At 72.1% G+C, this 19,819-nt stretch carries 20 protein-coding genes; 9 read left to right on the top strand and 11 right to left on the bottom strand.

The annotated features are described in order from the left end of the window. Positions 1 to 270: 270 nt before the first annotated feature. Positions 271 to 558, top strand: a complete 288-nt coding sequence (locus tag ABEB03_RS10740) for a hypothetical protein (RefSeq protein ID WP_345645261.1) — start codon at positions 271 to 273, stop codon at positions 556 to 558. Between the two features lie 83 nt (positions 559 to 641). Here ABEB03_RS10740 and ABEB03_RS10735 read toward each other — a convergent pair whose 3' ends face one another. Both ABEB03_RS10735 and ABEB03_RS10730 read right to left on the bottom strand, forming a co-directional pair. Further along, entirely contained in the window at positions 642 to 1,889 is a 1,248-nt protein-coding gene (locus ABEB03_RS10735) for a cation:proton antiporter (RefSeq protein WP_345645256.1), read from the bottom strand. A 6-nt stretch (positions 1,890 to 1,895) separates the two neighbouring features. Next, positions 1,896 to 2,366 carry a cation:proton antiporter regulatory subunit gene (locus ABEB03_RS10730; RefSeq protein WP_345645983.1) on the bottom strand — a complete coding sequence of 157 codons (471 nt, stop codon included), beginning with the start codon at positions 2,364 to 2,366 and terminating at the stop codon, positions 1,896 to 1,898. A gap of 219 nt (positions 2,367 to 2,585) precedes the next feature. On the opposite strand from ABEB03_RS10730, the gene ABEB03_RS10725 reads away from it, so the two are divergent. Both ABEB03_RS10725 and ABEB03_RS10720 read left to right on the top strand, forming a co-directional pair. Next, the gene (locus ABEB03_RS10725; protein WP_345645251.1) at positions 2,586 to 3,029 is read left to right on the top strand and encodes a hypothetical protein; all 444 of its coding nucleotides are present in this window, start codon (positions 2,586 to 2,588) and stop codon (positions 3,027 to 3,029) included. Between the two features lie 124 nt (positions 3,030 to 3,153). After that, entirely contained in the window at positions 3,154 to 4,566 is a 1,413-nt protein-coding gene (locus ABEB03_RS10720; protein WP_345645249.1) for an amino acid permease, read from the top strand. A 62-nt stretch (positions 4,567 to 4,628) separates the two neighbouring features. Here ABEB03_RS10720 and ABEB03_RS10715 read toward each other — a convergent pair whose 3' ends face one another. From ABEB03_RS10715 to ABEB03_RS10705, 3 genes are all read right to left on the bottom strand, one after another. After that, entirely contained in the window at positions 4,629 to 5,033 is a 405-nt protein-coding gene (locus ABEB03_RS10715; protein ID WP_345645246.1) for a DUF6281 family protein, read from the bottom strand. 187 nt (positions 5,034 to 5,220) lie between these two features. After that, positions 5,221 to 5,637 (bottom strand): SRPBCC family protein, encoded by a 417-nt coding sequence (locus ABEB03_RS10710; protein WP_345645243.1) that lies wholly within the window; start codon positions 5,635 to 5,637, stop codon positions 5,221 to 5,223. 32 nt (positions 5,638 to 5,669) lie between these two features. Next, entirely contained in the window at positions 5,670 to 6,680 is a 1,011-nt protein-coding gene (locus tag ABEB03_RS10705) for an aldo/keto reductase (RefSeq protein ID WP_345645240.1), read from the bottom strand. A 132-nt stretch (positions 6,681 to 6,812) separates the two neighbouring features. Here ABEB03_RS10705 and ABEB03_RS10700 point away from each other — a divergent pair, with 132 nt between their 5' ends. Beyond that, positions 6,813 to 7,733: a LysR substrate-binding domain-containing protein gene (locus tag ABEB03_RS10700; protein ID WP_345645237.1), complete on the top strand. Its 921-nt coding sequence runs from the start codon at positions 6,813 to 6,815 to the stop codon at positions 7,731 to 7,733. 59 nt (positions 7,734 to 7,792) lie between these two features. Here the strand turns inward: ABEB03_RS10700 and ABEB03_RS10695 are convergent, their stop codons facing one another. Continuing rightward, positions 7,793 to 11,623: a CHAT domain-containing tetratricopeptide repeat protein gene (locus ABEB03_RS10695; RefSeq protein ID WP_345645234.1), complete on the bottom strand. Its 3,831-nt coding sequence runs from the start codon at positions 11,621 to 11,623 to the stop codon at positions 7,793 to 7,795. A gap of 61 nt (positions 11,624 to 11,684) precedes the next feature. Here ABEB03_RS10695 and ABEB03_RS10690 point away from each other — a divergent pair, with 61 nt between their 5' ends. The 3 genes from ABEB03_RS10690 (at position 11,685) to ABEB03_RS10680 (ending at position 13,611) form a co-directional block, all read left to right on the top strand. Beyond that, entirely contained in the window at positions 11,685 to 12,080 is a 396-nt protein-coding gene (locus tag ABEB03_RS10690; RefSeq protein WP_345645231.1) for a hypothetical protein, read from the top strand. A gap of 22 nt (positions 12,081 to 12,102) precedes the next feature. Next, complete coding sequence (locus ABEB03_RS10685) at positions 12,103 to 13,029, top strand: hypothetical protein (RefSeq protein ID WP_345645228.1); 927 nt, start codon at positions 12,103 to 12,105, stop codon at positions 13,027 to 13,029. Between the two features lie 327 nt (positions 13,030 to 13,356). After that, positions 13,357 to 13,611: a hypothetical protein gene (locus tag ABEB03_RS10680; RefSeq protein ID WP_345645225.1), complete on the top strand. Its 255-nt coding sequence runs from the start codon at positions 13,357 to 13,359 to the stop codon at positions 13,609 to 13,611. A gap of 108 nt (positions 13,612 to 13,719) precedes the next feature. Here ABEB03_RS10680 and ABEB03_RS10675 read toward each other — a convergent pair whose 3' ends face one another. Continuing rightward, positions 13,720 to 14,208 carry a MarR family winged helix-turn-helix transcriptional regulator gene (locus tag ABEB03_RS10675; protein WP_345645220.1) on the bottom strand — a complete coding sequence of 163 codons (489 nt, stop codon included), beginning with the start codon at positions 14,206 to 14,208 and terminating at the stop codon, positions 13,720 to 13,722. Between the two features lie 136 nt (positions 14,209 to 14,344). On the opposite strand from ABEB03_RS10675, the gene ABEB03_RS10670 reads away from it, so the two are divergent. Continuing rightward, entirely contained in the window at positions 14,345 to 15,373 is a 1,029-nt protein-coding gene (locus ABEB03_RS10670; RefSeq protein WP_345645216.1) for a zinc-binding dehydrogenase, read from the top strand. A 160-nt stretch (positions 15,374 to 15,533) separates the two neighbouring features. Next, positions 15,534 to 16,256, top strand: a complete 723-nt coding sequence (locus tag ABEB03_RS10665) for an FAD binding domain-containing protein (RefSeq protein ID WP_345645211.1) — start codon at positions 15,534 to 15,536, stop codon at positions 16,254 to 16,256. 238 nt (positions 16,257 to 16,494) lie between these two features. On the opposite strand, the gene ABEB03_RS10660 is transcribed toward ABEB03_RS10665, so the two are convergent. The 4 genes from ABEB03_RS10660 to ABEB03_RS10645 all read right to left on the bottom strand — a co-directional run bounded on the left by ABEB03_RS10660 (position 16,495) and on the right by ABEB03_RS10645 (position 19,782). Then, positions 16,495 to 16,809: a hypothetical protein gene (locus tag ABEB03_RS10660; protein ID WP_345645208.1), complete on the bottom strand. Its 315-nt coding sequence runs from the start codon at positions 16,807 to 16,809 to the stop codon at positions 16,495 to 16,497. Positions 16,810 to 17,073: 264 nt separating this feature from the next. After that, positions 17,074 to 17,301: a hypothetical protein gene (locus tag ABEB03_RS10655; RefSeq protein ID WP_345645205.1), complete on the bottom strand. Its 228-nt coding sequence runs from the start codon at positions 17,299 to 17,301 to the stop codon at positions 17,074 to 17,076. After that, entirely contained in the window at positions 17,298 to 17,912 is a 615-nt protein-coding gene (locus ABEB03_RS10650) for a ParA family protein (protein WP_345645202.1), read from the bottom strand. Before ABEB03_RS10650 ends, ABEB03_RS10655 begins: the two co-directional genes overlap by 4 nt. A gap of 256 nt (positions 17,913 to 18,168) precedes the next feature. After that, on the bottom strand, positions 18,169 to 19,782 hold the full coding sequence (locus tag ABEB03_RS10645) for an FAD-binding oxidoreductase (protein ID WP_345645199.1): 1,614 nt from the start codon (positions 19,780 to 19,782) through the stop codon (positions 18,169 to 18,171). Positions 19,783 to 19,819 lie beyond the last annotated feature (37 nt).

Raw genomic sequence — 19,819 nt, 5'->3', positions numbered from 1 at the left:
CAGCGTGTGCCCTGCTCACGACGACCGCCATCCGTGACAGCACCCATTTCCGAGGCCGGGAGGCCCCCGTGTCGAGCAGAAGTCCTGGGGGTCGGGAGCCGGAAAAGATGGGGGCCGGGCCTACTGGCGGCGGCCCGAGGGGGGAAGAAATCCTGGATGTGGGTCGTGGCGCAGAGGCGGTCGGCCGAGCGGTGACGATCGGCCCGGCCGGCCCGCGGACTTGAGCCGCTCTGCGCTTCCAGGTGCTGTCGGTTCCGGGGAGGAAGAGCCGTGTCCCAGTACGACGAAGAAGGTCTGGCCGGTCTTGACGCGCAGCTCGGGAGGGACGGTCCGCGGTCGGCACGAGTGCCGGTGAACGGGCGCACCGTCCGTGCCGGAGGAGGACGGCGGGCCGGCGCCTGGTGGGTGCTGGCGACCGCCGTGGTCGCGTTGCCGACGGGGCTGGTCCTCCCGCACGGACTCCTCGTCGCCACGGGACTGGTCCTCCTGGGGATCGCCGCGTCCCTGCTCGATCCCTACCGGGCGCCCGGCGGACGAGGGCGGTCCCCGGGCCGTTGATGCCCGGGGCGCCGCGGTCCTCCGGGCCGGTCCGTCCGTCGGTGCCGCCCGCGCCCCCGCCACGGGGGCGCGGGCGGCACCGGTCAGGATCGGCCGATCGCGTCCTGTTCGTCGACCTCGCCGCGCGGGGCCGGGACGGACGCCTTCACCGGCGTCTCGGTCCGGGCCGCGGTTGTCCGCCTCCGGCTGGTCAGGCGCAGGGCGATGGGCTCCGTCCAGCGGGCGGTGAGCGGGCCGAGGATCACCAGGATCAGCACGTACGCGGTGGCCAGGGGGCCGATGCGGGGTTCGACACCGACGGCGAGGCCGGCGATGACGATGGAGAACTCGCCGCGGGCGACGAGGGTTCCGCCGGCCCGCCAGCGGCCCTTGGCCGAGATCCCGGCACGGCGGGCCGCCCAGTACCCGGTGGCGATCTTCGTCGCGGTGGTGACGGCGGCGAGCGCGAGCGCCGAGAGGAACACCGGCGGGATGTCGGCGGGGTTGGTGTGCAGTCCGAAGAAGACGAAGAAGACCGCGGCGAACAGATCCCGCAGGGGAGCGAGCAGATGGTGCGCTCCTTCGGCGGCCTCGCCGGACAGCGCGATGCCGACCAGGAAGGCGCCCACGGCCGCCGAGACCTGCAACTGCTGGGCGAGACCGGCGACCAGCAGGGTCAGACCCAGCACCACGAGCAGCAGCTTCTCGGGATCGTCGCTGGAGACGAACCGCGAGATGTGCCGTCCGTAGCGCACCGCCACCAGCAGCACCAGGGCCGCCACACCGAGCGCGATGGCGAGGGTGGCACTTCCGGCGGCGAGACCGGTGCCGGCGAGCAGGGCGGTGATGATCGGCAGGTAGACCGCCATGGACAGGTCCTCGAGGACCAGGATGCTGAGGACGACCGGTGTTTCACGATTGCCCAGCCGCCCCAGATCGCCGAGCACCTTGGCGATCACCCCGGAGGAGCTGACCCAGGTGACTCCGGCCAGGACGACCGCGGCCACGGGGCCCCAGCCGAGCAGCAGCGCCATCACCGCGCCGGGCAGCGCGTTGAGGGCGGCGTCCACGAGGCCGGCCGGGTACTGGGTCTTGAGGTTGGAGACCAGATCGCTGGCCGTGTACTCCAGGCCGAGCATCAGGAGCAGCAGGATGACGCCGATCTCGGCGCCGATGGCCACGAACTCCTCACTGGCACCGAGGGGAAGGATTCCGCCTTCTCCGAACGCCAGTCCGGCCAGCAGGTAGAGGGGGATGGGCGAGAACTGCAACCGTCCCGCGAACCGCCCCAGCAGCCCGAGCCCGAGGATGATCGCGCCGAATTCGATCAGGAAAACCGCGGAGGAGTGCACAGGCGATCACTCCCGCCCGAGTATCGTCGCGGCCGCCTCCACGCCCTCGCGCGTGCCGATCACGATCAACGTGTCGCCGCCCGCCAGACGGAAGTCGGGGCCGGGTGAGGGTGTCGCCTCGGCCCGGCGCAGCACGGCCACGATCGACACACCGGTCTCCGTCCGCATGCGGGTGTCGCCGAGCAGGCGGCCGTTCCAGTGCGAGGTCGCCGAGAGTTCGATCCGCTCCGCCACCAGCCCCAGCTCTGTCGTCGACAGAAGACTCGGACTGTGGTGGGTGGGCATCAGCGCGTCGATGAGGCTCTCCGCCTCCCCCGACGCCAGACGCACGGAGAGTGCGCAGGCGTCGGGATCGTCCTCCTGGTACGCGCTGAGTGTCCGTGAACCGTCCCGGTGGGCCACCACCGACAGACGGCGCTGCTCGCGCGTCGTCAGGTCGTAGCGAACTCCGATGCCCGGCAACGGCGTACTGCTCATTCGTGCAGCCGCCACGACTGCCCCCTGCCTGTTGTTGTCTTGACTGTTTCTTTTACAACTATTGAAGACACCCTAACGAAGAGCTCGTCCTGATCCACAGGCCCCCAGGACACCGGGCCTGTGAAACAATCCGTGCCCAGGGCGTGCCGGACGCCCGGCCGCGGGGGGTCGCGCAGCCCGTTCTGCCGACGCCGGACACGACGGGAAGGGAACGTCAGGATGACGGCGTGGGTGCGACTCGGGACAGAAGCCAGGCCCGTGCCCCAGCCCGTCGCCACCCCGCTGGTCTGGGCCGCGGCCTCCGGTGGAGCGCTGGTACTGGTCGCCCTCCTGAACGCGGCCGTGGGCGCGGACCGCCCCGGATGGGCCCTGGCCGGCCTTTCCGTCCTGGCGGCCGTCCTCGGCATCTGCGCGCGATTCACCGCGGCTCCGGGCACGGCCCTGCTCTGCTGGCTCTTCCTCAACGGCTTCGCCATTCCGCCGGCGGGCACCCTGACCTGGACCGCGCACCGCGACGCCTTCTGGCTCGCCTGTCTGCTGACGGCCGCCGTGCTGGGCACCACGCTCGCCCGCGTGATGAACGCCCATGCCGCCTATCGGCGCCTGACCACCGACAGCGCCTTCGCGCCGGCGCGCCCGGAGGACGGCCCTCCGGCAGCCTGAGAACCTCCCGTTGGGCGGGCGGATCTCCCGCGGCGCACTCTTGCGTGGCGTCTTCCGTCCGTGCGCCCCCTGAGCCATCATGATCCGCCGTCAGCCGTTTGCCGTTGGTGGAGAGGTGAGGCGTATGGCCAGGCTCCGAATGGGCGAAGGCATTCTCCGGCGCAAACCCATTGAGCACATCGAGGACACCGAGGTCGCCGAGGGCCCCGGGCTGGAGCGGTCGCTCGGCCTGGTGCAACTGACCGCGATCGGCGTGGGCGGCATCATCGGCGCGGGCATCTTCACCCTCGCCGGCACGGTGGCCAACGGCACGGCCGGACCCGCGGTGCTGGTGTCGTTCCTCATCGCCGGCGTCGCGAGCGCCGCCGCGGCCCTGTCGTACGCCGAGTTCGCGGGACTCATCCCGAAGGCGGGCTCGGCCTACACCTACGGCTACGCCGTGCTCGGCGAGTTCGCGGGCTGGTTCATCGGCTGGGACCTGCTGCTGGAGTACACGGCGATCGTGGCGGTGGTCGCGATCGGCATCTCCGGCTACTTCAGCTTCCTCGTCGAGGACATGGGTGCCGACCTCCCCAATTGGATGCTGGGCGCCCCCGGCACCGGCTCCGGACACCGTGTCGATCTGTTCGCCGCGATCCTGTGCCTGCTGATCGCCTGGCTGCTGACGCAGGGCATCCGCAGCGCGGCCCGCTTCGAGACCGTGGTCGTGGCGCTGAAGGTCATCGTGGTGCTGGTGGTGATCGTCGTCGGCTTCTTCCACATCAACACCGCCAACTACCACCCGTTCTTCCCCTACGGGATCAGCGGCGCGTTCACCGGCGCGGCGACGGTGTTCTTCGCGGTGTTCGGGTACGACGCCATGTCGACGGCCGCCGAGGAGTCCAAGGACGCGCAGCGGCACATGCCGAAGGCGATCATCTACTCGCTGATCATCGCGATGGTGCTGTACGTGCTGGCCTGTCTGGTGCTGACCGGCATGCAGAACTACAAGGAGATCGACAAGGAGAGCGGCTTCTCCTCGGCGTTCCAGGCGGTGGGTCTGAACCGGCTGGCGGACGTCATCGCGGTCGGTGCGATCATCGGCATCCTCACGGTGATGTTCACGTTCATGCTGGGTGTGACCCGGGTCTGGTTCGCCATGTCCCGGGACGGCCTGCTGCCCAAGTGGTTCGCGAAGACCCACCCGACGCGGCACGTCCCGACCCGCGTGACCTGGATCGTCGGGGTGGCGTCGGCGGCCATCGCCGGGTTCCTGCCGATCAACGAGGCGGCCGAACTGACCAACATCGGCATCCTGCTGGCGTTCGTGGTGGTCTGCGCGGCGGTGATCGTGCTCCGCTACCGGCAGCCGGACCTCCCGCGCAGCTTCCGCACCCCGTGGATGCCGTTCGTGCCGGCGCTCGGCATCGTCTTCTCGATCTGGCTGATCACGTTCCTGCAGTGGCAGACCTGGGTGCGGTTCGCCGTCTGGTTCGTCATCGGCGTCGCCGTCTACGCCGGCTACTCGTACAAGCGGTCGGCGCTGGCCGGTCGTTAGGGAAGGCGCCCGTGGGCCGGGGCGGAGGTCGAACCGCGAACCTCCGCCCCGGAGGGGAGGGTTCAGGAACCCTTGATCATCTTCTTGATCTCCGGCAGTTCCTTGCCGGAGGCGTTGTTGACGTACACGACGCCGTCGGGCGACTGCTCCAGCGCGACGGCGACCGCGGGGTCCACGCCCTCGATCGCGTAGGCCGTCGTCGGGGTCGGCGTCGCGTGGTCGAGATCGCCGGTGTCGTTGCACGGCGGAAGGGTGGCGGCACCCAGTGCGTCCCCGACCTTGAAGTCCCCGACCTCGGCGCCCGTGTACGTGCGGTCCTGGTACTCGACCAGGGCCGCGCACGACGACGCTCCCTGCACGTCGTCGTCCCCGCCCGACGACGTGCAGGCGACGCACAGGGCGGCGAGGACCACTGCCGGCAGGGTCCACACCGTCGCGGTCCGGGCGGTCGGGAACAGGGATGTCATGATGCGCCTCCTCGTGGAGCGTCTGCTCCGGCTTCTCGGGCCTGCACGGAGGGCGACGGCATCGCCCTCCTCATGGACTTCGACGCCGCGGCGGCCGTTTCTGTTCGACCGGACGGCCGCCTCCCGGTCGGCGAAGCCCTGCCCGTGATGCGGCCGTCACGGTGTCCGGCGACGGACGCCGGAGCTGTCAGGAGGTCATCGTCCGCAGCAGCGAGGCGAGTCCGTCCGTGTAGATGCCGTGGAAGAGCTCCTCGGCCTCGGCGTCGCCGACCCCGGCCGGAGTGAACGAGCCCGACCATTCCACCCGCGCGGTGCCGGCCGTCGGCCCCTCGTGGACGGTCAGGGTGGAGAGGTATCCGGTGACGGGGAAGGGCGCCTGCTCGATCGCGTACGAGTAGCTGCGCGCCTCCTGGTCGAAGACCTGGAGGCGTTCGACGATGACACCGCCGTCCTCGTTGGTCAGGCTCCGGACGCGACCGCCTTCGCTGAGATCGCTCTGGGGGATGTAGGGGAGCCAGTCGGGCAGCGAGCCGAAGCCTCCGATCAGGTCCCAGACGCGGTCGGCGCTGCGAGGGATGTCGATGGATGCACGGGTGGTGGCCATGGTGATGCCTCCGGGGAAACGGGCGGGTGAGGTCAGAGAGCGGGGACGGGGGCGGTGGGCGCGATGAGCTTCTCCTCGCGCAGTGCCGCCCAGAAGGCGGCCGGCACGGTCTCGCGCAGCGCGGCGACGTCCTCGGCGATACGGCTGGGCCGGGTGGCCCCGGGGACGGCGGCGGCGGTCGCCGGGTGGGCGAGGGCGAACTGGAGGGCGGCCGCCTTGATGCCGACGCCGTGTTCGGCCGCCAGGGCCTTGAGGCGCTCGACCTTCGCGACGATGGCCGCCGGGGCCTCCTGGTACTCGAAGTGGCGGCCGCCCGCGAGGATGCCGGAGCTGTACGGTCCGCCGACGACGATGTCGACGTCCTGCGCGACCGCGGCGGGCAGCAGCCGCTCGAGCGCCCGGTCGTGGTCGAGGAGGGTGTAGCGGCCGGCGAGCAGGAACGCGTCGGGGCGCGGCTCGTCCAGGTCCAGCGTCAGTTCCAGGGGCTCGACGCGGTTGACGCCCAGGCCCCAGGCCCGGATCACGCCTTCGTCGCGGAGCCGCTGCAGGACGCGGAAGGCACCGGTGCGGGCCGTCTCGTACTGGGCGAGCCACTCGTCGCCGTAGAAGTCCTGGGCGACGTCGTGCACCCAGACGATGTCCAGCCGGTCCGTCCGCAGACGCCGGAGGCTGTCCTCGATGGAGCGCAGCGTCGCGTCCGCCGAGTAGTCGTTGATCATCTTGTTCGGGCGGCCGTGCTCGAACAGACCGCCCTTCTCGCCCAGCTCGCGAGAGGCGGGGTCCTCCAGCTCGTCGAGGATGACGCGCCCCACCTTGGTGCTGAGCACGTACTCGTCGCGCGGACGGTCCGCCAGTGCCTCGCCGAGGCGGATCTCCGACAGGCCCGCGCCGTAGAAGGGGGCGGTGTCGAAGTAGCGGATGCCGTGGTCCCAGGCGGCGTGGACGGTGGCCGAGGCCTCGTCGTCGGGAATGTCGCGGAACATGTTGCCCAGCGGCGCGGTACCGAAGCCGAGGGAGCCCGGGAGGAAGGACTTGATGCCCATGAGGTAGTTCCAATTCTGTGCGGTTCTGCGCGGTTTCTGCTGTTCCGCGGCTCTTGCTCTGTCGAGGTTAGGATCGGGAATTGAGACTGTCCAAGACTTGCTTGGACACACTTGAGTCCTGAGAGGTCTTACATGCTTGACCTGCGGCAACTCCGCTATTTCGTGGCCGTCGCGGAGGCGGAGCATGTCGGCCGCGCCGCCGAGCGGCTGCACATGTCCCAGTCGCCCCTCAGCCGGCAGATCGCCCAGCTGGAGAAGAACCTGGGCCTGACCCTGTTCGAGCGCAGCCAGCAGCGCATCCGGCTCACCTCCGACGGACGGGTCTTCCTGTCCGAGGCCGAGGCCCTGCTGCGGCACGCGGACCGCCTGGAGAACCTCGGCAGACGCCTCGGCCGGGGCGAGGAGGGAGGCCTGTGCGTGGGATATGTGGGGGACGCCATGCACACCGGCGTCCTGCCGCGCGCGTTGCGTGATCTGCACGACGATCGCCCCGGTATCCATGTCGCGCTCTACGACCTGACCGCGGCGCAGCAGTTCGAGGGCCTCAGGCAGCGCAGCCTCGACATCGCCCTCGTCCCGGAGGCACCGGCCGCCGACGATCCCGACCTGCGGTCCGCGCCCCTGCTGGTGGACCCCCTGCTGCTGGCCCTGCCGACCGGCCACCCGCTCACCGGACGGGCGGAGATCCGGCCCGAGGATCTGGACGGGCAGCCCTGGATCGCGGTCGAGAACAGCCAGGACGTGACCTGGCGGGACGGCTTCATCGCCTCCTGCGCGGCGGCCGGCTTCACCCCCGACATCAGGCTCGCGGCCCCGGATCCCCTCACCGCGATCGGCCTGGTCGCCTCCGGACTGGGCGTGGCCCTGGTGCAGGAGAGCATGACACGCGGCCAGACCCGGGGGGTGGTCGTGCGCGAGCTCCCCTGGTTCGACGCCTCCGTCCGCCTGTGGGCCGCCTGGCACCGCATCGACCTGCGGCCGGTGGTCGCCTCCTTCCGTACGACCGTCCTGCAGGCCCGCGAGAACGGCGAGGGGGACGCGGTCGAGGAGTGACACGTCCGTCGGAGCCGCGCGGGGTCCCCCGGCGACGGACGACGTCGTGCCGGCGATGTCTAGGGACCCGCGTGCACCTGGCAGGCCCACAGGCTCGGGGTCCGGGGGTAGGCGCTGCGCAGCGCGTCCACTGCGGAGTGCAGCGCCCGCGCAGTCCGGGCGACGTCCAGCGTGCCGTCATCCGTGGTCAGGGCCTCGTACACGCTCTGGGCGACACCGGCTCCGATCGTGTCGTCGACGTGCCAGAGGGATCCGACGACATGGGGGAATCCCGCGATCTGAAGGGCGCTGACGATGTGGACAGCCTCGTCGGCGAGTTCCGGGCTGGTACGCAGCGTGTTGCACGCGGAGAGATAGGCGAGCCGCACCGACGGCAGCCGGAGCCGGGCCAAGTCGCGTACGGTCAGCGGGCGTTCGGTGTCGTCGTGCAGGACGAGCCTGCTGCCGGACGGGCGTTGCAGATCGCCCAGGGCGTGACAGGCGAAGTGCGCGTACGCGTGCCGGGGCAGGGCGGCGAGCACGGCCGGACGCGTGGCGGACGCGCCGGTCAGCACCTCGGGGGCGGACAGCAGCCGGGCAAGGTGCTCGGCCTCACGGCGTGCGGCGGGCAGCGGTGCCAGCCCGGCGACCGCGTCGACGGCCACGACGAGCGCCCCGGTGCCGGCCGGGCGTGCGGCGCGCTGTCGGGCATGGTGCAGCGCCCGCAGCGTCGGCGTGTACGAGGAGACGACCCGGTCCAGCGCACCCGGCGCCGGCCCTTCGGGGGCGGCGGCGTGCAGCGGCAGGGTGCCCAGCACCCCACCGGGCGACCACCACATGCGGGGCAACGGTCCGGCGGGTGCGGCCGGGACGCCCAGGTGGTCGAGGACGGGGCCGGTGACCGCCCGCCACAGCCAGGCGAGCGTGTCGCGCACGACGCGCTGTGCGCGCTGGGACGCGGCGAGGGAGATTCCCGGCGTCTCCAGACGCAGCAGCGCCTCCTGCAAGATCTGCCTGCGGTTCGCCGCCTCTTGGGGGTTCAGTCCGGGAAGCGGTACGGCGTCGACGGTGTGCTCGCCGACGATCAGCGCGTCGCTGCCGTACGGGGAGACGTTGACCAGGACCACCGGGCCCGCCGCGGCTGTGGCGCGCAGCTCCCGCTCGTCCCATTCCCGCACCGGGCGCAGCAGGCCGAGCTCGGGATGCTCGACACGGATGCGCCGGGTCAGCTCCCGCCATTCGGCGGCCAGACGCTGCCGCAGGTCCGCCTGTGCGTCGGCGTCCCGCGCATGGGTCAGGGGGCCCTCCACGAGGAACGCCTGCGCCCGGTTGTCGGTGGCCGAGTCCAAGGCCTCGCGGAGTCGCTCGAACCGGTCGGCGAGTTCCGGGGCCCTCTCCCGGAGCCGGGTCAGATCGCTGTCGGCGTCGAAGGCGTGGGAGAGCAGCACGCCTCTGGCCTGTTCGAGCAGACCGACCGCGAGTCCCGGCCGGCCGCAGCGCACCGCGCAGGCCGCCGCCGCGGCACCCAGTCCGACGGTACGGCTCAGCAGGAACTCCTGGTCGTCGCGCGCCAGATGGCGCGGAGCGACCGAGTGCAGCAGGTCCACGGCCAGCGCATAGCCGTCGACGGCGTCGGCCCAGTCACCGAGCTCGGCCCGGACGTCGCCCCAGACGCGGGCCGCGTCCAGGCGGACGGACGGCGCGCACTGCTCTTCACGGGCCGCTTCCTGGAACACGGCCGCCGCCGCGGCCAGATCGGCTCGACGGCGACGCCGTCCCGGCCCACGGTCGCGCAGGACGTTGCCGAGATTCATCAGACGCGGCGTGCGCTGGGTGTGGCCGGGCGGGGTGAGCTCGACCGCCCGGCGGAACAGTGCGACGGCCTCGTCGCGGGCGGCCGACGACCACAGGGTGCGAGGACTCAGCAGTCGCGAGCTCGCCGCCACCGTAAGGGCACCCGGCAGGTCGGGCGAGGCAGGGGGCAGCGCCGCGATGACCGCGTCGGCCAGTTCGCGCGCCTCGCGGGCATCGCTGAGCAGCGGTCTGTGACCGCATCGGGACATGAGGGCGGCCGCGAGGTTGTGGCGCCGCCGCGGCAACCGCGGGTCGCCCTCCGGGGTGAGGGCGACCGCCTGCCTCAACCGGTCGATCGCCTTGCCGAGTTGGGCGACCGGATCAGCGGCGCGCGCGAAGCCCGTCATGAGGCTGATCCCCTGCGAACCTCGCAGCATCGCCTCGTGCGCGGGGCCGAGACCGGGCAGTGTGGCGGCCCGGTCGCGGAACTCCCGGGCCTCCCGCAGGTCCTCCCCGTCCTCGGTGAGCAGGTGCCGCACCCCCAGTGCCATACCCAGGTTGAGCAGGCGGACTCCGAGCATCTCGTGGCCTCCGGGGGTGAGCGCCACCGCCTCCCGATGCGCCCGCACGGCCTCGTGCAACTCCTCCGGATCGCCCGTGCGCGCGTAGCTGCTGACCAGCACGAGACCGAGATCGTCGAGCGCGACGGGCCGGTCCGGGTGGTCCCGCGGCAGGGCGGCCACGGCGGACCGCAGGAGCCGCAGCGCCTCGGTCAGGTCGGCCTCGTTCTCCTCCGGGTTGCGCTCGTAGCGGTTGTACAGGGCCATGGCGGGACCGAGCAGTCGCGGAGCGGTCTGCGGCGTCGCCTCCCCGGAGGCGCCTGCCGTGTCGGAGAACTGCGCGATCGCTCCGTCCAGTTCCGCCGGATCGCCGCCGGTCATGGTGAAGCGGGCGCGCCGTGCGTTGCCCAGGGCCCGGCGCAGCGCGGCTCCCTGCTGCGGATCCCAGGACACCGCGAGCGCCTCGGTCAGCACCCGGACCGCTTCGTCCAGGTCGTCCACGTGGCCCGTGCGCTGGGCGCGCAGGACGAGTGCGAGCCCCAGGTTGAGGCCCGCGGCCGCCGGTCCCTTCGGGTCGTGGGGCGTGGCCCGGCGGAACAGGTCCACCACCTCGTCGTACTCCTCGGGCGTGCCGCCCTCCCGCTGACGCAGCATCATCAGCGCGCTCCCCGCTGTGCTGAAGCAGTGCGCGAGATGCGGGCTCCCCGGCGGCAGTTGGGCCAGTACGTCGCGGGCGATGCCGGCCGCCTCGTACAGGTCCTCCCGGTCGTACGACCGGCGGTAGCGCTCCATCAGCCGGATGCTCAGGTTGCTCAGGGCGAGAAGCCGGTCGGGGGAGTCGGACGGGGTGCCCTTGAGGACACGGTGACCGGACCGGACCGGATCGATGCTCAGGTCCCCGAACGGCCAGGACATGTTGGCGAGGGCCAACACCTCCGACAGACTCTCGGCCCGGGACAGGTGCACGGGGTCCTCTTCCGGCGTCGCGAGGACGGCGAGCGTGCCGCACCCGATCGCGGTGGCCACTTGCACTTCGCGCGAGGTCGTCATGGCACCGAACTGCGTGGCCAACTCGTAGAGCCTGCGGGTGTCCTCGGAGGCGTCGGGCGGCGGATCGTGCTGCGTGCCCTCGGCGGCGATCGCGAACGCGGCGCAACCGGCCCACCATTCGCCGGGTCCGTCGGCGTTCGCTGGATCCGGGCGCACAGCGGGATCGAGGGCTGCGTAGTTCGCGGCCAACTCGGGCGGCACGAGGCCGGGATCGGACACCCACACCGGGAAGAGCAGCGTCCCTGCCATGCACCCGTGGACCCGGCCGTGTTCCCCGGGGTCGGCCGCGGCACGCGCGACGCAGAGCCAGCCGGCCGCGTGCCGGGCCTGCATGTCCGTCCGCGGGTCGGCGGCTCTCAGCAGTGCGCGGAGTTCGGCATCCGCCTCGTCGCCGAACACGGTGTCCCGGTCCACCCGCCCGTCCGCGGTGCCGGACCGCTGGACACGGTCATGGACCGCCCGGACCAGCCGGTCCCGATCGTCCCGCACGTTGCCGAACACCCCCATGCCGACTCCGTCATCACCACGACCATCCTCAACTGTCCTCATTCTGCGGCACACTTGGGCCATGACCGAGCCGCCCGACCGCAGCGAACTCGCCCACCGGACCGCAGCGTTCTGCGCTCTGCTCGGCTCGTCGGGGAACGTGCGGCGACTGCCCGAGGTCCGGGCGGCGGCCGAGCGCGCACTCACCCTGCTGCGGTCGGGCGCCGACTCCGCCGCGCTGGCGGCCGGCTACGACGACGTGGACCACGCGCTGCGCCGGGCCGGGCACGCCGGCGGACTCGCGGGCGATTCGAGGGGCTCCACGGCCCCGGGCGTCGCGGCACACCTCAAGGTGGCCGTGTGCCCGGCCTCCACGCCCTGCACCCGCCTCGAACGGGCGCGCGACCTGCTGCCCGCGCCGCCCTGTGCCGTCCACGGCGCGCGCATGCGCAAGGCCCGGCTGGAACCCGAGCGGTGACCGCCCGCGGCCTCTTGATCCCATGAATCCCCTCCTCGCCACCCTGGGCGGCAAGCTCACCGAGCGCTGGCTGAACCTGCTGGTTCTGCCGGGCGCCCTGTTCCTCGCCACCACCGCCGTCGGCACCACCTTGGGTCACCGCCACTGGCACGACATCGACCGACTGCGTTCCACGCTCGACGACCTCGCCACCCGGCCCGCCCTGGACCGGACCGGCACGGCCGCGCTCCTGGTGGCGCTCGTCCTGCTCACCGCGACCGCGGCCTCGCTGGTCGCACAGTTCCTCGGCGGCGCCGTCGAGCAGTACTGGCTGCGGTTCGGCCGGGACCCGCTCTCGCGTGCCCGCACCGCACGGCGCGAACGTCGGTGGAAGGCACGTGACGCCCAGGTCGAGGCCGCGGTCGCACAGGCCGGGCCGACCGGTGCCGCGGCGCATGGCGCGGTGGCGATCCCCCGGCGGACGTGGGAGCGGATCCAGGCTCTCACCGAGGCCCGCGACCGCGTCGCGCCGCGCGAGCCGACCCGGCCGACCTGGTACGGCGACCGCATGCAGGCGACGGCGGACCGCGTCGAAGCCGCCTACGGTGTGGATCTCGCCGCCCTGTGGCCGCGGCTGTGGCTGATCCTCCCCGAGCCCGCCGTACGGCAGATCCAGGCGGCCCGTGACTCCTTCGGCGCCGCGGCGCGCCTCGCGGCCTGGGCCGCGGGCTACGCCCTGCTCGCCTGCTGGTGGTGGCCGGCCGCGCTGATCGCCGCCGGATGCGCGGCGGTGGCCCGCTCGCGTGCTCGCACCGCACTGGACGTGCTGGCGGGGCTCGTCGAGGCGGCGGTCGACGTGCACGGCCGGGAACTGGCCACACGCGTGGGTCTGATCGCGCCGGACGCGACGGGGCTGCTCGCCCGGGACACGGGGGACGGGATGTCGGAGGTGTTCAGGAAGGCCGAGTGACCGTGCACGTACGTCGTCGTGGACCCGGCCCGGTGGAGGACGAGCGCCGAGACGCCCTTGAGCGCTGCGGCGGCAGCCGTCCTCGGGCTTCGGTCCGTCCTGCCTTCCGGCCCCGCGCCTGGCCGCCGCTGTTCGCCGGGCAGACAACTCGTCTGGTGACGAGGAGAGTTGAGTTACCGCCATTCGGACCGCAGACCGGCCCCTTCCGGTGATTGCCGGACGATCCGCGGGCGCGGCCCCCGCTCGGCGGGTACGGCGTCTGGGCAGCAGACTGCCCGAACCGTGAGGAGAACAGCTGTGTACGCAGCCGTCAGACGCTACTCAGGAGTGACCGACCCCGTCGAGGCGGGGCGCCGCGTGAACGAGGGGTTCGTCCCCCTCATCCGCGAGATCCCGGGGCTCCTGGCCTACTACTGGGTCGACGCCGGGAACGGCGTCATGGTCTCGACGAGCGTCTTCGAGAGCGAGGCGGGGGCCGGCGAATCGATCAAGAAGGCGGCGGTCTTCGTGCGGGACAACCTGGCGTCGCTGCTTCCCAACCCTCCGGAGGTCATGTCCGGTGAGGTCGTGGCCTCCGTCTAGCGGGAGACACCCCGGTCGCCGAGCCGGTGTCGCGCCGCCCTGCGGGTGAACCGCCCGGCGGCGCGCCCGCCGGGCGGCGGCACGGAGGCGGTGCGTGCGCGGCCGGAGTCAGGCGTGCCGGCTCTTCCCGTCGTCGGAGGTGGGCCTGCCCGCGCGCAGGGCGACCGCCCTGCCCGCGTCCTGATCCGCCACCAGGCTGCGCAGGAAGGCGAGAACCGAGTCGAGATCGTGTCCCTGTGCCGCGGCGCTGATACCGGCGTGCAGTTCCGCTTCCACCGCGGCCACCGAGCGGACCGTCTCGTGCCCCGAGGGCGTGAGGGTGAGCTCCACGTGCCGTCGGTCGCGGCTGCCCTCCTCGCGGCGTACGAGTCCGGCGGTCACCAGCCGGTCCACCAGGCGACTGGGGTTGCCGCCGCTCTCGCACACCAGCAGAGCCCCGAGCCCCGACATGCTGAGCGGCTGTCGCTCGGCCAGCAGGCGCAGTACTTCTGCCTGGGCGGGAGTGACCCCCAGCGGGCGCAGTCCGTGGGCGAGCCGGCGGTTGCCCTCGCGCTGCGCGGCCAGGATGAGGAAACGGGCTTCTTCGGCCGGTTCCATCGCGACGCTCCCCGGGATCGACGGACGAGACAACTACGTTACACGACATTCATCCCCTCTCGATCTTCCGTGCGAGCTGGTCACCTCAATATGTGTCGTGTAACTTAATGACACGACACAGAAAGTGGTGAGGTTCATGAGCGAGATCACGTACCGGAAGATCGTCGTCGAACGCTTCGGCGGCCCGGAGGTGCTGCGGACCGTCGAGGCCACGCTGCCGGAGCCGCCGCCGGGGCATGCCCGGCTCAAGGTCCTCGCCGCCGGAGTGGGCTTCACCGACCTGATGGCACGGTCGGGCGACTATCTGCTGCAACGGAGGCCGCCGTTCGGTCCCGGATACGAACTCGTGGGCGAGATCGTGGACTTCACGGCCGACGGGCCGCGGCCCGCCTGGCTCACCTCCGGAACGCGCGTCGCGGTCTCCCTGACGAAGATGGGTGCGTACGCCGAGTACGTCACCCTGCCGCTGTGGCAGCTCGTCCCGCTGCCCGACGGCCTCGACCCGGTGACGGCCGCCGCGATTCCCCTCGACCACCTGACGGCGGTGAGCGTCCTGGAGACCCATGGCCGTGTCCGGGCCGGCGACACCGTCCTGATCCAGGGCGCGAGCGGGGGAGTCGGCCAGGCACTGAGCCGCCTCGGTGCCCTCCTCGGGCTGCGGATGTACGGCACCGCCTCGGCGCCCGGCGCCGAAGAACTGCTCGCCCGTCACGGCGTGACCCACATCGACTACCGCCGGCAGGACTTCGGCGAGGTGCTGCGGGAGCGGGAACCGGAGGGTGTCCAGGCGGTGTTCGACCACATCGGCGGACCGGGACTGCGCAAGGGGTACCGCGCGCTGGCGCCCGGGGGAGTACTGGTCAGCTACGCGTTCGCGGGCCGCCCCGGCCACATGGTGGCGGACACGGTGCGCGGCGCCGTGCGGGTGAAGGCGATGAACCTGCGGCCGGGCCGCCGCACCGCGCTGAGCATGGTGCCCCACGAGATCAAGGCCGGCCACGACTGGTACCGCACCGCTCTGGAGCGGCTCCTCGGCATGGCCCGCAGCGGTCGGACGGTGCCACGGATCGGAGCGGTCGAACCGTTGATGAAGGCCGCCGACGTCCACGCGGCGCTGGAGCGCCGCGAGATCGCCGGGAAGGTGGTCCTGACGACGGAGGCATGAGCCCGGACGGTGCACGTCGCGGGGTGCGCGGCGCACGGCTTGCTCGCGTGAGCCCTGGATGCGCCCCCGCAGGGACGGCGAAAATGCGCCGTGCCGACGGAAAGACGGCCGATGCCTGGCCTGCCCGTCGCTCAACTTCCAGGAAGGCAGGTCGGTCGCGGTGCTGGTGCGATTCCCCACGTCCCTCTCCGAAGCGCAGGAGTGCCTGGCCGAAGGGGCGGTCCCGATCGGTGGGGCGACGCTGATATGGGCCACCTGGCAGCGGGACGGCTTCCCCGCACAGGCCATGTCGCTGCGGGACCTGCCCACGGCCAATGCCATCGGGCGCGAGGAGCTGGGCAGTGCCGTGGTGCTGAACCGGATCGACGACCGGGTACCGGACGCGCTGCGTCTGGCCGCCGCGACGGTCGGCACCGGGGCCGTACGCAGGACGGCGACGGTCGGCGGCAACCTCGTCGGCAGCAGCCTGCGCTGTCTGCTTCCGGCGGCCCTGGTGCTGGACGCCCGGGCCACGGTGCTGGAGTCCGACGGCGTGCACGAGACCGACCTGAGCGAGGTGGTGGCCAAGCGTCCGCTGCTGCTCGGGCTCCGCTGGCGCGAGCCGGTCGCCAGCTCCAGTCACAAGGCGCAGGGAGACGCGGGCGGTCCGCCGCCCCTCGTCGTCGCCGCGGCACTGCACGCCGACGGCGGCGCCGGCACCAGCCTCCATGTCGCCGTCCGCCACGGCTACGACGTGCTCAGCGGCAGCACGGCCCGTGACGGCGACACCGAGCGGGCGCTGAGCGCGCTGCGCGGCACGGCCCTCGGCGAGCTCGACGGCGTCGCGTGGGAGGCGGTCGGCCGGCAGGTCACGGCCCTCCTCGACCGACCGGCAGGCGGTTGAGCCCGACCACCGCCCGACCCCGGCGACCGGCCGAGCCGGCCCCTGACCGTGACCCCTGCCATCGGCCGGGCGGGTCCACTCGCCGGACCCCGCTCCCGGCCGACCCGGACCGTTCGCCGAGCCCGACCGCACGCCGAGACGGCTGGCGGCCTGAGCTCTCCGCGAGCGCAGCACACGACCGAGGGGCGCCACCCGACTCCCGGGTGGCGCCCCTCGCTCATGTGCTGCGGTGTCGCTCTCAGGGGACCACGATCACTACGACGCCGTTGCCGAAACCGTTGTTGTAGCCGTTGTACCAACCGTTGTTGTAGCCGTACCAACCGTTGTTGTAGCCGTAGCCGTAGCCGGTGCGATAGAAGTCGCCGCCGTAGCCGTAGCCGTTGTCGCAGCGGTTCCACCAGCCACCGTGTCCGCAGTAGTTGCTGACGTTGGTCACGCTCTGGGCCGGGGTCGCGGCCGAGGCCGTACCAGCTGCGCCGACTGCGGCACCGCCGGCCAGCAGAACTCCGACGGCGGACATCGCGGCCAAGCGCCTCGCGCGGTGTGCATTCATGGACTTGCCTTCCTTCCCACCCAACGTGCGGATCCAGGCACGTGACGGATGGCCGCGGCGGCCGGGCGAGGGGTCCGGCGCCGCTGTGGATGGTGCCGCCCGAGTACGGGACGCAGGTCAGGCGATCCCTGGCGACCAAGGACTACGTCGTTCGGCCTGACCCGCAGAGCGGCTCTCGTCCTTTGATGCTAGTCGCCCATCGACCACACAGCATCCCGGGTGGAACGGTGCAACTCGACGTGGGGCTCCCCGCGTGCCGCAGGCCTACGGGGTGCTCTTCAGGGGGCGCAGCGCGGCGGCTCCGGCGCGCAGGAGCGCGGCGACGGGTGGTCTCACCCACCGGGTGAGGTCCCGAGGCAGATCGGGATCGAGCTCGATGGTCACCCGGACGTACCGGGTGCGGAACTCGGTGACCTTCGTGTGCCGGGGCGGTGCGATGACCTCCGGTCCGCGTTGCAAGGCGGCTCGGTAGGTGTCCCTGCGCTGGTTCATGCCTTGTCCTGACGTTTGATGAGCTCGTCGGCGAGATCCATGTACGCCGATCCCTTGACCTCGACGGGGCCGCCGAACGACTGGGCGTAGAGGTCGAGCCGTGGAATGTGGGTGGACAGCACGTCGAAGCCGCGCTCGGTGAGCGCCTCGCGCGCGTCGGCATCGGGGCCGGTGCGCGTGGCGTCGGGACGATTGGTGCGGTTCAGCAGAACGGCGGCGCGGGCCGGATGGGCGCGCAACGACTGCATGTCGCCCATCTCGCCGCCGATCGGTGCCATGCGGTCCAGTTCGATGGGGGCCGGTGTCACCGGCACGATCCATTCGCCCGCGTACCTCATGATGCTCCGGGTGATGTGGGCGTGATCCTCCATCTGCGGCGCGTCGAACACGACGGCCTGCCGGTTTCCGAGGAAGTCGTTCACACGCCGGTGCACGTCGCCCACGGGAAGGGCGACCACGGGGAAGGGGAAGCCGCCCGCCAGTTCGCTCCAGCGCAGGGCGGAGGAGGCGGGATCGCTGTCCACGAGCAACGGTGAGATGCCCGACTCGTGAAGCGCGTGAGCCAACCAGACCGCGCTGGTCGTCTTTCCCACTCCGGGTTTCAGGTTCACGAATGCATGACTCATCGACACAAGGAGTGACGCTAATGGTCGCGGACAGCCGGGCACCGGTGTCGCGGGGCGCACGACCCCACCGTTCATCCTGGCGCGCGGGTGAACCAGTCGTCTGGACTAAAGCGGAAGCCCGTACCGTGGGCCGGCGGCCACGGGAGGGGAGGGCGGTCCGGGCCGCCGCTCCCGGTGGGAACCCGGCGCGCGGCCGGGCCCGTGCACCGCTCGCGAGTGGCCCGGACCCCGGCTGCGGGTGTCATCCCGTGGTGGCCGGGTCGAGCAGCACACCCGGGTTCAGGATCCCGGCCGGGTCGAGTGCCTCCTTCGCGGCACGCAGGGCCAGGGCGAACGGCTCCGGGCGCTGGCGGTCGTATCCCGGGCGGTGGTCGCGTCCGACCGCGTGGTGGTGGGTGACGGTCGCCCCGTGGTCGTGGAGGATCTGCATCGACGCGGCTTTGATCTCGTCCCACATGGCGACCTCGTCCCCGCGACGCCCGGGTGCGATGACCGTGAAGTACGGCGCGGCGCCGTCCGGATACACATGGGTGAACCGGCAGTTGACGGTGCCCGCGGTGCCCGTCACCTCCTTGACGACGTCGGCCAGCCGCTCGCGTACCGCCTCGTACAGCTCTCGCGTGCGGTCCCAGGTGCAGGACGTCTCGAAGGTCTCGGAGATCACGCTCATTCGGGCTAGCGCATCGCGCAGGTACGGCATGGTGAGGAAGGCCGAGCGCCAGGTGTCCGCCGCGGCGTCACCGGTCCCGGGCTCCGTGGCCGCCGCACTGCCGCCGTGATCGCGGGCGAGGGTGACGAGCTCGGCGAGGCGGCCGTCGACGGGGGCATGGGCCGATTCCACGCCGAGGACGAGCACGCTCTCCCCGTTGTGCGCGACTCCCGCCAGGGCGGCCTCTCCGGGGTCGAGGAGCCGGCAGTTGGCCGGGTGCAGGCCCGACTGCGCGACGGCGCGCACGGCGTCCATCGCGGCATGGACGTCGTCGAACAGCACGGTGGCCGAAGCCTTGTGGCGCGGCCGGTCCTGGAGCCGCATCCAGGCCTCGGTGATCACTCCGAGGGTCCCCTCGGAGCCGAGGAACAGACGGTCGGGGGAGGGGCCCGCGCCCGAACCGGGCAGTCGCAGCGACTCGTTGACCCCGACGGGCGTCACCACGCGGAGCGACTCCACGAGGTCGTCGATGTGGGTGTACAACGTGGCGTAGTGGCCGCCGGCCCGGGTGGCGAGCCAGCCGCCCAGCGTGGAGAACTCGAAGCTCTGCGGGAAGTGGCGCAGGGTCAGCCCGTGCGGTCGCAGCTGTGCCTCCAGGGCCGGGCCGAGGGCGCCGGCCTGGATCCGGGCGGACCTGCTGACGCGGTCGATCTCCAGCACTCGATCCAGGCTGGAGAGGTCGAGGGACACCACTGCGCCATGCAGACCGGCCCGGTACTCGACACCGCCGACGACGGAACTGCCCGCGCCGTACGGCACGACGGCCGCATCGGCGCCCGCCGCCCAGTCGAGGACGTCGATCACCTCCTGTTCCGTACGGGGACGGGCGACCTGGTCCGGGGCCGCCGCGAGGTCGCCGTGCAGGGCGCGCATCACGTCGCGGAACGCCTTGCCGTAGGTGTGCGAGGCCCGGTCCAGGGGTGCGGCCGACATCAAGGGGGCGAGTGCCGGGGGCGGCTCGACGCGCACCTTCGGCAGGGCGAGGGCGGAGATCGCGGGCACCGGCAGCGGAGTGTCCGCCGCGCCGGGAACCAGCGCCGCGAGTGCCGTGCACTCGGCGTCGGGCAGGGCCTTGTCGGCGTTCCCCCAGCCCCACCAGGAGCGCTGGGCCGGGGAGGACGTACTGCGGTCGGAGCTGTCGGGCACGTGAATTGACCTCTCGGTAATTTACCTCTTGGTAAGT

The sequence above is a fragment of the Streptomyces siamensis genome, from assembly GCF_039543605.1.
Taxonomy (GTDB): Bacteria; Actinomycetota; Actinomycetes; order Streptomycetales; family Streptomycetaceae; genus Streptomyces; species Streptomyces siamensis.
This window is presented reverse-complemented; position numbering and strand designations above follow the sequence as displayed.

What these genes read in the sequence shown, in the direction of transcription:
- ABEB03_RS10730 (WP_345645983.1), bottom strand. Translation starts at nt 2,366, where the DNA reads ATGAGCAGTACGCCGTTGCCGGGCATCGGAGTTCGCTACGACCTGACG.
- ABEB03_RS10725 (WP_345645251.1), top strand. Translation starts at nt 2,586, where the DNA reads ATGACGGCGTGGGTGCGACTCGGGACAGAAGCCAGGCCCGTGCCCCAG.
- ABEB03_RS10720 (WP_345645249.1), top strand. Translation starts at nt 3,154, where the DNA reads ATGGCCAGGCTCCGAATGGGCGAAGGCATTCTCCGGCGCAAACCCATT.
- ABEB03_RS10715 (WP_345645246.1), bottom strand. Translation starts at nt 5,033, where the DNA reads ATGACATCCCTGTTCCCGACCGCCCGGACCGCGACGGTGTGGACCCTG.
- ABEB03_RS10710 (WP_345645243.1), bottom strand. Translation starts at nt 5,637, where the DNA reads ATGGCCACCACCCGTGCATCCATCGACATCCCTCGCAGCGCCGACCGC.
- ABEB03_RS10705 (WP_345645240.1), bottom strand. Translation starts at nt 6,680, where the DNA reads ATGGGCATCAAGTCCTTCCTCCCGGGCTCCCTCGGCTTCGGTACCGCG.
- ABEB03_RS10700 (WP_345645237.1), top strand. Translation starts at nt 6,813, where the DNA reads ATGCTTGACCTGCGGCAACTCCGCTATTTCGTGGCCGTCGCGGAGGCG.
- ABEB03_RS10695 (WP_345645234.1), bottom strand. Translation starts at nt 11,623, where the DNA reads ATGGGGGTGTTCGGCAACGTGCGGGACGATCGGGACCGGCTGGTCCGG.
- ABEB03_RS10690 (WP_345645231.1), top strand. Translation starts at nt 11,685, where the DNA reads ATGACCGAGCCGCCCGACCGCAGCGAACTCGCCCACCGGACCGCAGCG.
- ABEB03_RS10685 (WP_345645228.1), top strand. Translation starts at nt 12,103, where the DNA reads ATGAATCCCCTCCTCGCCACCCTGGGCGGCAAGCTCACCGAGCGCTGG.
- ABEB03_RS10675 (WP_345645220.1), bottom strand. Translation starts at nt 14,208, where the DNA reads ATGGAACCGGCCGAAGAAGCCCGTTTCCTCATCCTGGCCGCGCAGCGC.
- ABEB03_RS10670 (WP_345645216.1), top strand. Translation starts at nt 14,345, where the DNA reads ATGAGCGAGATCACGTACCGGAAGATCGTCGTCGAACGCTTCGGCGGC.
- ABEB03_RS10660 (WP_345645208.1), bottom strand. Translation starts at nt 16,809, where the DNA reads ATGAATGCACACCGCGCGAGGCGCTTGGCCGCGATGTCCGCCGTCGGA.
- ABEB03_RS10655 (WP_345645205.1), bottom strand. Translation starts at nt 17,301, where the DNA reads ATGAACCAGCGCAGGGACACCTACCGAGCCGCCTTGCAACGCGGACCG.